Source organism: Massilia sp. MP_M2 (genome assembly GCF_039123635.1).
Taxonomy (GTDB): domain Bacteria; phylum Pseudomonadota; class Gammaproteobacteria; order Burkholderiales; family Burkholderiaceae_D; genus Telluria.
Genome location: NZ_JBCHJF010000005.1, coordinates 319,596 through 331,933 on the forward strand (window position 1 = coordinate 319,596; position 12,338 = coordinate 331,933).

The window sequence follows — 12,338 nt, forward strand, 5'->3', positions numbered from 1 at the left end:
GACCAAAACCGCACTGATTAAATACGGCGATATTGCCGGCATGACAGCATCAGTTCTGTGCCTGCTGCATTGCCTGGCGATGCCGCTCGTGATCCTGGCGTTTCCGATGTTGGGGCTCGCGCACGCGCACGACACGTTTCATGACACGCTGATCGCCGCAATTACGCTGCCGGTGCTGCTGGCGCTGGTTCCCGGCTATCTGCGGCACCGCGACAAGACGACGCTGCTGATCGGCTGCGCCGGCTTGGTGCTGTTTCTGGCGGCCGTGTTCATCGTCAGCCCGCTGCTGGGTGAGCATGCCGAAGCGGCCGTCGCTGTCATCAGCGGTTTCATGCTGCTCTACGCGCACCTGCGCAACCGCCGTTTCTGCAAGCGTTGCACAACGCGTCAGCAGCACGATGGCAGCCACGCGGCGCCTGCGCCGTGCAATCTGCGCTGAGTGCTCACCGCTTCGTTGAACGCGTGGACGGGGGACCCGCCCACCCTACGCGAACAGTGTTCGTAGTTGAACGCGTGGACGGGCAACCCGTCCACCCTACGCGAACAGGCGCGCCAGTTCCTGACCCGGGTTTTCCGCGCGCATGAAGGCTTCGCCAACGAGAAATGCGTGCACATTCGCGTCGCGCATGCGCTGCACATCCTGCGGCCCCAGAATACCCGATTCGGTAATCACCAAGCGGTCTGCAGGAATCCCCTGCAGCAGGCCGAGCGTGGTGTCGAGCGTGACATCGAACGTGCGCAGATTGCGGTTGTTGATGCCCACCAGCGGGGTGCGCAGTTGCAGGGCCGCGTCGAGTTCTGCGCCGTCGTGTACTTCGACCAGCACGTCCATCCCCAGCTCCAGCGCGCACGCTTCCAGTTCGGCCATCAGGCCATGGTCCAGCGCCGCCACGATCAGCAGGATCGCATCGGCGCCCATCGCGCGTGCTTCATAGACCTGGTACAGATCGACCATGAAATCCTTGCGCAGGATCGGCAGCGCGCACGCCGCGCGCGCCTGACGCAGATAGTCGGCGCAACCTTGAAAGAAGTTCACGTCGGTCAGCACCGACAGGCACGCCGCGCCATGTTCGGCGTAGCTCTGCGCGATCGCAGCTGGCTGGAAATCGGCGCGCAGCACGCCCTTCGAGGGCGAGGCTTTCTTGACTTCGGCAATCACGCCGGCCTGGCCTGCGGCGATTTTCGCGCGTAACGCCTGCTCGAAGCCGCGCAGGCTGCGGCGCGCGTCGCCATCGCTTTCCACTTCATTGCGCAGGCTGTACAAATCGCGGTGCTTGCGCGCGGCGGCCACTTCGTCGGCCTTCACGGCCAGGATCTTGTCGAGGATGTCGGACATGCTGGTGCTTTCGGTATCAGTTGGCCGCGCCGAGCTGGCGCGTGACCTGGACGAACTGTTCGAGCTTGGCGACCGCCGCGCCCGAGGCGATGGCGGCGCGCGCCTGCTGCAGGCCCGCGCCGATCGAGTCGGCCACGCCGGCGGCGTACAGCGCGGTGCCGGCGTTGAGCGCGACGATGTCGTGCGCCGGACCGGGCTCGCCGCGCAGGGCTTCGAGCACGCGCGCCTTGGATTCTTCGGCGTTGGCCACCTTCAGGTTGCGGCTCGAGACCATTTGCAGACCGAAGTCTTCCGGGTGAATTTCGTATTCGCGGATCTCGCCGTTGACCAGTTCGCCGACGATGGTGCCGGCGCCGAGCGAGACTTCGTCCATATTGTCGCGGCCCCAGACCACGACCGCATGCTGGGCGCCGAGGCGCTGCAGCACGCGCACCTGGATGCCGACCAGGTCGGGGTGGAACACGCCCATCAGGATGTTCGGCGCGCCAGCCGGATTGGTCAGCGGGCCAAGGATGTTGAAGATGCTGCGCACGCCCAGCTCGCGCCGCACCGGCGCCACGTGCTTCATCGCCGCGTGGTGGTTCGGTGCGAACATGAAGCCGATCCCGGTCTGCGCGATCGATTGCGCGATCTGTTCGGGCGTCAGGTCGAGGTGGGCGCCGAAGGCTTCGATCAGGTCGGCGCTACCGGACGATGACGAGACGCTGCGGCCACCGTGCTTGGCCACGCGCGCGCCGGCGGCGGCGGCGACGAACATCGCCGCGCTTGAAATATTAAAGGTGTTGGCGCCGTCGCCGCCGGTGCCGACGATGTCGAGCAGGCCCGTGGTGTCGGCCATCGGTACCTTGGTCGAGAACTCGCGCATGACCTGGGCGGCGGCGGTGATTTCGCCGATGGTTTCTTTTTTCACGCGCAGGCCGACGGTCAGCGCCGCGACCATCGTCGGCGACACGTCGCCCGACATGATCTGGCGGAACAGCGACAGCATTTCGTCGTGGAAGATTTCGCGGTGTTCGATACAGCGCAGCAGCGCTTCTTGTGGGGTGATCGCCATGATGGGTCCAGTGTGCAAACGTGGTTTGGGCATGGCGCCGCCGACTGCGGCGCGCATGCATGGGCGCATCAGCGCGTCAGGAAGTTCTTCAGCAGCGCGTGGCCGTGCTCGGACAGGATCGACTCGGGATGGAACTGCACGCCCTCGATGTCGAACGTCTTGTGGCGCACGCCCATGATTTCGCCGTCGTCGGTCCATGCGGTCACTTCGAGGCAGGCCGGCAAGGAGGCACGTTCGATTGCGAGCGAGTGGTAGCGGATCACGGTGTAGGGGCTCGGCAGGTCCTGGAACACGCCTTCGCCGATGTGCGCGATGGTCGACGTTTTGCCGTGCATGACCTGCTTGGCGCGAATGACCTTGCCGCCGAACGCTTCGCCGATGGCCTGGTGGCCCAGGCATACGCCCAGGATTGGCAGCTTGCCGCCGAATTCGCGCAGCACGTCGAGCGAGATGCCGGCATCCTTCGGGGCCTTCGGGCCCGGCGAGATGCAGATGCGGTCGGGCTTCATGGCCGCGATCTGTTCCAGCGTGATGTCGTCATTGCGCACGGTGCGCACGTCTTCACCCAGTTCGCCGAAATACTGCACGATGTTGTAGGTGAACGAGTCGTAGTTGTCGATCATGAGCAGCATGTCAGAACTCTCCATCCAGGCCATCTTGCACTTGCTCGGCCGCGCGCAGGACGGCGCGCGCCTTGTGTTCGGTCTCTTGCCATTCCATCTCGGGGATCGAATCGGCGACGATGCCGGCGGCGGCCTGCACGTACAGGTTGCCGTCCTTGATCACGCCGGTGCGGATCGCGATCGCCACGTCCATCTCGCCGCCGAAACTCAGGTAGCCACAGGCGCCGCCGTAGATGCCGCGCTTGACCGGCTCTAGCTCGTCAATCACTTCCATCGCCCGTACCTTCGGTGCGCCGGTCAGGGTGCCGGCCGGGAATGTCGCGCGCAGCACGTCGAGGTTCGACATGCCGTCTTTCAGTGTGCCCTCGACGTTCGAGACGATGTGCTGTACGTGCGAGTATTTTTCGATGATCATGCGGTCGGTGACCTTGACGCTGCCGGTATCGGCGATGCGGCCGATGTCGTTGCGCGCCAGGTCGATCAGCATCACGTGTTCGGCCACTTCCTTTGGATCGGCCAGCAGTTCGGCGGCCAGTGCGGCGTCGCGTTCCGGCGTGGCGCCGCGTCCGCGCGTACCGGCGATCGGGCGCAGCGTGACCTTGCGGCCACCTTCGGGCAGCGACTCGTTGCGCACCAAGATCTCGGGCGACGAGCCGACGATCTGCATGTCGCCGAAGTTGTAGTAGTACATGTACGGCGACGGGTTCAGCGAACGCAGCGAGCGATACAACGACAGCGGCGAATCGACGTACGGTTTGCGGATGCGCTGGCCGATCTGCACCTGCATCAGGTCGCCGGCCATCACGTATTCGTGGGCTTTGGCGACGGCCTTCAGATAATCTTCTTTGCTGAAGTCGCGCACCGATTCGGTCCGCACCGAGGCCGACGTCACGGGCGCGTCGACGCTCCGGCGCAGCATCATGCGCAGGTCTTTCAGGCGCTGGCGCCCGCGCGAATACGCTTCGGGCTGGCCCGGGTCGGCGTACACTATCAGGTACAGCTTGCCCGACAGGTTGTCGATCACGGCCAGTTCTTCGGTCACCATCAGCTGGATGTCGGGCAGGCCCAGTTCATCGCGCGGGGCCGTATTGGCCAGCTTGTGCTCGATGTGGCGTACCGTGTCGTAGCCGAAGTAGCCGGCCAGACCGCCGCAAAAGCGCGGCAGGCCAGGGCGCAGCGCCACTTTGAAGCGTGCCTGATACGCCTCGATGAAGTCGAGTGGGTTACCTTCGTGCGATTCGATGACTTCGCCGTTTTTCACGATCTCGGTCAGGTTGCCGGTCGTGCGCAGCAGCGTGTGGGCCGGCAGGCCGATGAACGAGTAGCGGCCAAAGCGTTCGCCGCCGACCACCGATTCGAGCAGGAACGTGTTCTTGCCGGTGTTCTGCGATTGCGCCAGCTTCAGGTACAGCGTGAGCGGGGTTTCGAGGTCGGCGAAGGCTTCCGCGATCAGGGGGATGCGGTTGTAGCCCTGGTTTGCCAGGGACTTGAATTCGAGTTCGGTCATGTTTTCTCCAGACCGCCACGGGGGAAGAGGGCGGTGGTGTGCTTCAAAAAACCTGCCGGTGGCGCGCAGTCGCGCGCCCACCCGGCAGCAATCGGTACGGCTTAGTCAGCCCAGGATTGCCAGCGTCGCCAGACCCAGGCCTCAGGGGCGCCGGTTTGGGTGACAGTGCGTTTTTTGGTGAAAAACATGGTGAGAGAAGTTAGTTGGTTAAGCTGGCCGTTGCATTGTGCGCGCCGATGCGGCGTGCTGCATCCAGCAGCGAATCCACTATACCATCGGATTGAATTTCTTGTACAGGACGGCCGTGGTTGTAGCCGTACGGGACCGTCAGCACGAAGCAGCCGGCGGCGCGGGCGCTTTCGGCATCGTTCGACGAGTCGCCAATCGCCACCACCTGCGCTGGCGGGATGTCCAGCGCGGCGCAGGCGCCCAGCATCGGCATGGCGTCCGGCTTCTTTTTGGCGAACGAGTCGCCGCCGAATACCTGCTCGAAATACGGCGCGAGGCCTTTCTGGGCCAGCAGCGGCAGCGCGAACGCGAGCGGCTTGTTGGTCACGCAGACCAGGCGCAGGCCAAGGGCCTGCATCGCCGCCAGGCCCTCGAGGACGCCGTCGTACAGCGTGCTGCGAGCGCCATTGATGGCCAGGTAATGCCGCTGGTAGCCAGCCATCGCGTCGGCATAGGCTGCGTCGACGCGCGCGGCGTCCCAGTCGAGCAGCAGCGCGTCGCGCACCAGTTTTTCGGAGCCCTTGCCCACCAGCGGCTTGATGATGGCCTGGCTGATGGGCGCCAGGCCAAGGTCGTGGCGCATGCCGTTCAGTGCCGCCTCGAAGTCGGGCACCGTGTCGAGCATGGTGCCATCGAGGTCGATGATGACGGCCCGGATACCTGCTGCGCCGGCCCGCATCAGCGCGCGACCGTGGCCAGTTCGGCGCGCATGGCGTCGATCACGGCTTTGTAATCGGGCTTGCCGAAGATGGCCGAGCCGGCCACGAACGTGTCGGCGCCGGCGGCTGCTGCGGCGGCGATGTTCTCGGCCTTGATGCCGCCATCGACTTCGAGCAGGATGTCGCGGCCCGATTCGTCGATCAGGCGGCGTGCGATGGCGATTTTCTTGAGTGCTTCGGGGATGAACGACTGGCCGCCGAAGCCCGGATTGACCGACATGATCAGGATCATGTCGATCTTGTCCATCACGTGCTCGAGGTAGTGCATTGGCGTGCCCGGATTGAAGACCAGGCCGGCCTTGCAACCGTGATCGCGGATCAGCTGCAGCGTGCGGTCGATGTGCTCCGACGCTTCCGGGTGGAAGGTGATGATGTTGGCGCCGGCCTTGGCGAAATCGGGAATGATGCGATCGACCGGCTTGACCATCAGGTGCACGTCGATCGGCACGTCCACGTGCGGGCGGATCGCCTGGCAGACGAGCGGGCCGATGGTGAGGTTCGGGACGTAATGGTTGTCCATCACGTCGAAGTGGATGATGTCGGCGCCGGCGGCAACGACATTGCGCACTTCTTCGCCGAGGCGGGCGAAATCGGCGGACAGGATGCTGGGAGCGATGCGGTAGGTGGTCATGGGGCGACGGTGCGTGTTTTGGTGGGAATCCGCTATTCTACGCCGGTCGCGCCGCGGCCTCCAGCGCCGGCGTTGCCACGGCGCGTCGGCGCTTGGCGGCCACAGGCGGTATGATTGTTATTTGCGCCACATGGCGCGCCGGCCCCTGCGAATGGCGCAGCGGCCGAGTCCACGATCACGCAAGGAACCTCGATGCCCGCCTACGATTTCGCTGTTACCGTCAGAACGCAATACCTGGCGGAGCAGTCCGACCCGGACCGGAGCCAGTTCGTGTTCAGCTACACCATCACGATCAAGAACACCGGCAGCATTCCTGCCCAGCTCATTTCCCGTCATTGGGTGATTCTCGACGCCAATAACCAGATGCAGGAAGTCAAAGGCCTGGGCGTGGTCGGTCACCAGCCACTGCTGGCCCCGGGCGAGCAGTTCGAGTACACGAGCGGCACGCACCTGGCCACCGCGCAGGGAACGATGCGCGGCGAATACTTCTGCGTGGCCGAAGATGGCCATCGCTTCGAGGCGACCATTCCCGAATTCGTGCTGTCGCCGCCGCGCTCCCTGCACTGATTTTACGGTGCGGGGTGGTCGTCGCTGTCGTCGCGATCGCTATCTTTGCGGCCGGCGAACATGGTCCACCAGACGATGAACACGAACAGGAACAGCGCCACGCCGGCCTCCACCATCAAGATCCACATATCGGCCCCCATGGTTCCCATGTATACAATACGCCGCAGTGTACCCGTCCTGATCGCGCTCGTCAGCCTGCTGAGCGCCTGTTCGACCGAGCCGTCGCCGCCGAAGCCATCCGCGCCACCGCCGGTCACGATGCCGCCGCCCGTCGGGCCGGTGGTGGTGGTGCCGCCGGCTCAGCCGTCAGCGCCGCCAGCGCCGCTCGCGCCGACAGCACCGCTTACCCCAACGACCTTTGCCGCGCTGCCCGGCTGGCAGCAGGACGACCTGCGTCAGGCCTGGCCGGCCTTCCTGCAATCATGCAGCGTGCTGGCGTCGCGCCAGGCACCATGGAAGGCGCCGTGCACGGCGGCCGGCGCGGTCGACGCCAAGGATATTGCAGCCGTGCGCCGCTTCTTCGAGACGTATTTCGTGCCCAACCAGGTGCGCAATCCGGATGGCGCCGATACCGGGCTCATCACCGGCTATTACGAGGCGATGCTGTATGGCGCGCGCAAGCGGGGTGGGGCGTTCCAGACGCCGCTGTACCGGGTGCCCGATGATCTGGTCACGGTCGACCTGGGCAGCATCTATCCCGATCTGCAAAACCGCCGCCTGCGGGGCCGGCTGTCCGGCAAGACCGTGATTCCATACCAGAGCCGCGCCGACATCGACCGTGCGCCACTGAGCGGCAAGGAATTGCTGTGGGTGAGCGATCCGGTGGATGCATTCTTCCTCGAGGTGCAGGGCTCGGGCCGGGTCAAGCTCGATTCCGGTGAAACGGTGCGCGTGGGCTATGCCGACCAGAACGGCCACCCTTATAAAGCGATCGGGCGCTGGTTCGTCGAGCAGGGGCTGATGACGCCGGACCAGGTGTCGGCGCAGTCGATCCGGGCCTGGATCGTGGCGAATCCGTCGCGGCGCCAGGAACTCTTGAATGTGAATCCAAGCTATATCTTCTTTACGGAGACCAAGGTGGCCGACCCGGGCGTCGGGCCGCGCGGTGCGCTCAATGTGCCGCTCACGCCTGGCCGCTCGATTGCGATTGATCGCACGATCCTGCCGCTCGGTGCGCCGGTGTGGCTGTCGACGACGCTGCCGAAGGATGGCGCGCCTTTGCAGCGGCTGGTGATGGGGCAGGACGTGGGCGGCGCGATTCGCGGCGCGGTACGGGCCGATTTCTTCTTTGGTTTCGGGCCGGAAGCGACGGAAAATGCCGGGCTCATGAAGCAGAGCGGGACGATGTGGGTTTTATTGCCCAAGTGAACCTTCGTTGCATATTTGAGGAAATCGGGCTACTCTGACTTTTGATTCAATTTCCACGTTGCAATTTTTCGCTGTTTTTAATGGGCGGTGACGTGGCGGCGATCTCATTTTCGACAGGTTCATCCATGCGTCTGCATTCCTTCGTTGCTCTTACCCTTGCCGCTGCCATTGCTGCGCCCAGCCAGGCCGCGGCACCCGGCCCGTCCGATACGGCGTCGTCGGTGGTCAGCATCGTGCTGCTGGTGCCGTTCAGTGTGGTCTACCTGAGCGCCAAAGCGGTGGCGGAAGGCGCGTCGGCCACAGTCGACGTTTCCCAACGCTGGAGCGTCGGGGCAGTGCGTCCGGATGGCGACAAGACTGCGCTGGAACTGCACAGCGACGACAAGCAGCTGAAAATCGATATGGCGATCCAGACCCGGATTGCGCAGAAGGAAGCACTCAAGGTCGGTGATCGCATCGACATCGAAGCGATCGGCAAGGCTGGCTACGTCGTCAAGAAAGGCAAGGCAACGGTTGCCCTGCTGGCAGAACCAGGCTCCGGCATGGTCCACTCGCGCCCGCGCAGCTAGCATGCGCCGCGCCGTGGTTGCGGCCGCACTGGCATTGGCGGCATCGACGGCCCTGGCCGGCACGCCCTGCGAAGAGCAGGTCGCTTCTCCTGAACTGCTGGTGCGCAGCATGCAGATGGCCGATCTCACGCGCACGGCGCTCGAGAGTATCGGCGACGAGGTCGTGCTGATCGCGCGCGTGGGGCAGGATCTGTCGGCCTACCGGCTGACCTATTCGCACGCGGCATTTGCCTTACGCGCACATCCGGCTGGCCCCTGGTCGGTGGTGCACAAGCTCAATGCGTGCGGCACGGCGACGTCGGCACTGTACGACGAAGGGCTGATCAATTTCTTCTCTGACGCACCGGTGCGTTATCAGGCCGGCATTTGGCGCCTGGCGCCTGCCGTGCAGGCACGGCTCAAGAAAGCACTGCTTGGCAAGAAGGCGCGCGATTACCACGAGCCCCAGTACAGCCTGGCGGCCTATCCCTTCAGCACCCGTTACCAGAATTCGAACGGCTGGGTTCTGGAAATGCTGGCCTACGCGATCGCGCCCGACGACGAGGCGAACACCCGCACTACCGCGCAGGCCTGGCTCGCGTCGAACGGCTACCAGCCAACCGAGCTGGCGTTGGGCACGATGACGCGCCTCGGCGCGCGGATCTCGAAGGCGAATATTGCGTTTGACGACCATCCGTCCAGCTTGCGCTGGAAAGGGCGGATCCAGACCGTGTCGGTGGAGTCGGTCGTTACCTGGCTACGGACACGGCCCGATGGCTGCCAGGCCATGGGCTGCCCGGAATTACCGGTCGTACTGCCGCGTGCAGGACAGTGATGGGGCGGCGTCGCATTTATGCGGGCCGATCGGGACGCTGTACTTGACGTGTACGGAAAGCGCTACAATCGCGACGATACTATCCAACCAGATGAGGGTGTCCCATGGAATATGCTGACCTGTTGATCGAGAACCACGGCAAGGTCGCCGTGGTAAGGCTGAACCGTCCGAAGGCGATGAATGCGCTCAACGACAATATGATGAATGAGCTGGGCAAGGCGCTGCGCGCGTTCGACCAGGATCCGGCCATCAATGTCATCGTGTTGACGGGCAGCGAGAAAGCCTTCGCCGCCGGCGCCGACATCGCTGCTATGGCGCAGTACGATTACCAGGAAACCTACGGCAATAACTATATTGGCCGCAACTGGGAACACATCCTCGACATCCGCAAGCCGGTCATCGGCGTGGTTTCGGGCTATTGCCTGGGTGGCGGCTGTGAGCTGGCGATGATGTGCGACTTCCTGATCGCTGCCGACAGCGCAAAGTTCGGACAGCCCGAGATCAAGGTCGGCGTGACGCCGGGCGCCGGTGGCACCCAGCGCCTGCCACGCGCAATTTCCAAGTCGAAGGCGATGGACATGTTGCTCACCACGCGCATGATCGATGCGGCCGAGGCGGAACGTACCGGGCTGGTCTCGCGCGTGTATCCGGCCGCGGCCGTGATGGACGAGGCAATCAAGATCGCCCAGGGCATTGCCGAGATGCCCGTATCGGTTGCCATGCAGATCAAGGATTGCGTCAACCAGGCCTACGAGATGACGCTGAGCCAGGGCGTTGCCTACGAACGCCGCTACTTCCATGCCGGTTTCGGCACGCCTGCGCAGAAAGAGGGCATGTCGGCATTCCTTGAAAAGCGCAAGCCTGACTTCGAAGGACATTGAACCATGAAGAAGCGCGCCAAATTATGGCTGCTCTTGCCAGCGGCGCTGCTTGCGGGCGCATTGACGCTGTCGAGCTGCTCAACGCTGCCACCGCTCGAGGGCCGTGTTGCCAGCTCGGCGTTGACCGATACGGACAATACGCGGCTCGGCCAAGCGCTATTGCCACTGACCACGGCGCACCCCGGCCTCGTGGGCATTCACAGCCTGCCCGATGGGCGCGATGCCTTCGCCGCGCGCGCGGTGCTGGCGCAGGCGGCCGATCGTAGCCTTGACGTTCAATACTATATCTGGCGCAACGACACGACCGGCATGTTGATGTTCAACGCCTTGCGCAAGGCGGCTGACCGTGGCGTGCGCGTGCGCCTGCTTCTTGACGATAACAATACCGGTGGCCTCGACGCGATCTTGTCGCAGCTCGACGCCCATCCGCAGATCGAAGTGCGTCTGTTCAATCCAAACGGTATTCGCTCGATGCGCCCGCTTGGCATGGCCGCCGATTTCTGGCGCATGAACCGGCGCATGCACAATAAATCGTTCACCGCCGATAACAAGGTCACGATCATCGGCGGGCGTAATGTGGGCGACGAGTATTTCGGTGCGGCCGGTGATATCTCGTTTGCTGACCTCGACGTGATTGCTGCCGGTCCGGTGGTGAAAGAAGTATCCGCCGATTTCGACCTGTACTGGAACTGTCCGTCGGCGTACCCGCTAACGCTGTTGGTGACCCAGGCCGAAGCGCCGCCGCCGGCCGGGGTGGATCCGGACGCCAAGGCCTATCTGGATGCGATCGGACAATCCGCCTTCTTGAATAAGGTCATGAGCGGGACATTGCCGCTGGAATGGGCGCACGCGCGCTTCCTGAGCGACGATCCGGCCAAGGTGCTGGACCAGTCGACGCCGGATGAGAATATTGCGGCCAGGCTCGCGGTATTGTTTGGCCAGCCCGAACGCAATCTCGACCTGGTGTCGCCGTATTTCGTACCGGGCAAGGATGGTGCGGACGCGATGATCGGCATGGCGAAAAAGGGCGCGAAAATCCGCGTGCTGACCAATTCGCTCGAGGCGACCGACGTCGCCGCTGTCCATGCCGGCTATGCCAAGTGGCGCAAACCGCTGCTGGAAGCGGGCGTGGCGCTGTATGAGTTGCGCCGCGCATCCACCGACGAGCCATCGCGCGAGAAGAAGCGCAGCGGCGCCGGCTTTGGCAGTTCCGATGCAAGCCTGCATGCCAAGACATTTGGCGTGGATGGCAACCGCATCTTCGTTGGCTCGTTCAACTTCGACCAGCGGTCGATTCATTTGAATACCGAAATGGGCATGGTGATCGACAGTGTCGAGCTTGCCCATCGCCTCAGTGTGACACTGGACGAGACCTTGCCGATGCGCGCTTATGAAGTTCTGCTCGATGAGAAGGGGAATGTCTATTGGCTGGAAGGGCGTGATGGCAAGATCATCCGCCACGACGTCGAGCCGGGAACGACCTGGTGGAAGCGGGCCGCAGTACATGGTTTGGGCTGGCTGCCGATCGACTGGCTCTTGTAGGACAAAATCTTTTCTTTGTAGGCCCTTGCGGACTGCGCGACAGGTTTGGTATAGTTCGCCTCCGCTTCGGCACTGACCGAAAATGTTAACGTAATCAAGTGGTTACGAGAGCAAGGTCGACAGAGAAATCTGAGACGAAGCGAAAAGAAAGAGTTGACGAGATTTAGGAAACACAGCATAATCTCTCTTCTCTGCTGCAGCGAACAAAACGATTCGCTACCAACAGCAAGATGCACCGAATAAAGTTCTTTAAAAATTAACAGTCGATAAGTGTGGGCGTTTGATGAGGGTGCCAAGAACTTCGGTTCTTGATTACTTAAATTATCAAATGTTCACAAAAAAGAAATACGTTGCTCAGCAATGAGTAACGGTCAGTATTTTGAGTGAGCGACCCCTGCAGCAATGTAGGGTGGCAGAAATGCCAACAAACAGAGATTGAACTGAAGAGTTTGATCCTGGCTCAGATTGAACGCTGGCGGCATGCTTTACACATGCAAGT

Annotated in this window: 15 protein-coding genes; 7 read left to right on the forward strand and 8 right to left on the reverse strand. The window is 63.1% G+C overall.

Annotation, left to right across the window (positions count from 1 at the left end; all coding sequences use genetic code 11):
- Positions 1-40: 40 nt before the first annotated feature.
- Positions 41-439: a MerC domain-containing protein gene (locus RCH14_RS13920; RefSeq protein ID WP_343026684.1), complete on the forward strand. Its 399-nt coding sequence runs from the start codon at positions 41-43 to the stop codon at positions 437-439.
- Positions 440-535: 96 nt separating this feature from the next.
- Here the strand turns inward: RCH14_RS13920 and trpC are convergent, their stop codons facing one another.
- The 6 genes from trpC to rpe all read right to left on the reverse strand — a co-directional run bounded on the left by trpC (position 536) and on the right by rpe (position 6,098).
- Positions 536-1,336: an indole-3-glycerol phosphate synthase TrpC gene (gene trpC / locus RCH14_RS13925; protein ID WP_343026685.1), complete on the reverse strand. Its 801-nt coding sequence runs from the start codon at positions 1,334-1,336 to the stop codon at positions 536-538.
- A 16-nt stretch (positions 1,337-1,352) separates the two neighbouring features.
- Positions 1,353-2,390 carry an anthranilate phosphoribosyltransferase gene (gene trpD / locus RCH14_RS13930; protein ID WP_343026686.1) on the reverse strand — a complete coding sequence of 346 codons (1,038 nt, stop codon included), beginning with the start codon at positions 2,388-2,390 and terminating at the stop codon, positions 1,353-1,355.
- Between the two features lie 68 nt (positions 2,391-2,458).
- Positions 2,459-3,022 (reverse strand): aminodeoxychorismate/anthranilate synthase component II, encoded by a 564-nt coding sequence (locus RCH14_RS13935; RefSeq protein WP_343026687.1) that lies wholly within the window; start codon positions 3,020-3,022, stop codon positions 2,459-2,461.
- Between the two features lies 1 nt (position 3,023).
- Positions 3,024-4,520, reverse strand: coding sequence for an anthranilate synthase component I (trpE, locus tag RCH14_RS13940; RefSeq protein ID WP_343026688.1), 1,497 nt, complete (start codon positions 4,518-4,520; stop codon positions 3,024-3,026).
- A gap of 199 nt (positions 4,521-4,719) precedes the next feature.
- Entirely contained in the window at positions 4,720-5,427 is a 708-nt protein-coding gene (locus RCH14_RS13945) for a phosphoglycolate phosphatase (RefSeq protein ID WP_343026689.1), read from the reverse strand.
- Complete coding sequence (rpe, locus tag RCH14_RS13950; RefSeq protein WP_183553776.1) at positions 5,427-6,098, reverse strand: ribulose-phosphate 3-epimerase; 672 nt, start codon at positions 6,096-6,098, stop codon at positions 5,427-5,429. The genes RCH14_RS13945 and rpe overlap by 1 nt, the downstream gene beginning before the upstream one ends.
- Before the next feature lie 192 nt (positions 6,099-6,290).
- Here rpe and apaG point away from each other — a divergent pair, with 192 nt between their 5' ends.
- A complete protein-coding gene (apaG, locus tag RCH14_RS13955; protein WP_343026690.1) occupies positions 6,291-6,665 on the forward strand; it encodes a Co2+/Mg2+ efflux protein ApaG in 375 nt (124 codons plus the stop codon).
- Positions 6,666-6,667: 2 nt separating this feature from the next.
- Here apaG and RCH14_RS13960 read toward each other — a convergent pair whose 3' ends face one another.
- The gene (locus RCH14_RS13960) at positions 6,668-6,814 is read right to left on the reverse strand and encodes a hypothetical protein (RefSeq protein WP_343026691.1); all 147 of its coding nucleotides are present in this window, start codon (positions 6,812-6,814) and stop codon (positions 6,668-6,670) included.
- On the opposite strand from RCH14_RS13960, the gene RCH14_RS13965 reads away from it, so the two are divergent.
- The 4 genes from RCH14_RS13965 (at position 6,813) to RCH14_RS13980 (ending at position 10,297) form a co-directional block, all read left to right on the forward strand.
- On the forward strand, positions 6,813-8,033 hold the full coding sequence (locus tag RCH14_RS13965) for an MltA domain-containing protein (RefSeq protein ID WP_343026692.1): 1,221 nt from the start codon (positions 6,813-6,815) through the stop codon (positions 8,031-8,033). The two genes, RCH14_RS13960 and RCH14_RS13965, sit on opposite strands and share 2 nt — an antisense overlap.
- A 125-nt stretch (positions 8,034-8,158) precedes the next feature.
- On the forward strand, positions 8,159-8,602 hold the full coding sequence (locus RCH14_RS13970) for a hypothetical protein (RefSeq protein WP_343026693.1): 444 nt from the start codon (positions 8,159-8,161) through the stop codon (positions 8,600-8,602).
- 1 nt (position 8,603) lies between these two features.
- Positions 8,604-9,416, forward strand: coding sequence for a DUF2145 domain-containing protein (locus RCH14_RS13975; RefSeq protein WP_343026694.1), 813 nt, complete (start codon positions 8,604-8,606; stop codon positions 9,414-9,416).
- A 104-nt stretch (positions 9,417-9,520) separates the two neighbouring features.
- Positions 9,521-10,297 (forward strand): enoyl-CoA hydratase, encoded by a 777-nt coding sequence (locus RCH14_RS13980; RefSeq protein WP_343026695.1) that lies wholly within the window; start codon positions 9,521-9,523, stop codon positions 10,295-10,297.
- A gap of 156 nt (positions 10,298-10,453) precedes the next feature.
- Here RCH14_RS13980 and RCH14_RS13985 read toward each other — a convergent pair whose 3' ends face one another.
- Positions 10,454-10,576, reverse strand: coding sequence for a hypothetical protein (locus tag RCH14_RS13985; protein ID WP_343026696.1), 123 nt, complete (start codon positions 10,574-10,576; stop codon positions 10,454-10,456).
- A gap of 30 nt (positions 10,577-10,606) precedes the next feature.
- Here RCH14_RS13985 and RCH14_RS13990 point away from each other — a divergent pair, with 30 nt between their 5' ends.
- Positions 10,607-11,839, forward strand: a complete 1,233-nt coding sequence (locus tag RCH14_RS13990; protein ID WP_343026697.1) for a phospholipase D family protein — start codon at positions 10,607-10,609, stop codon at positions 11,837-11,839.
- The last annotated feature ends 499 nt before the right edge of the window (positions 11,840-12,338 follow it).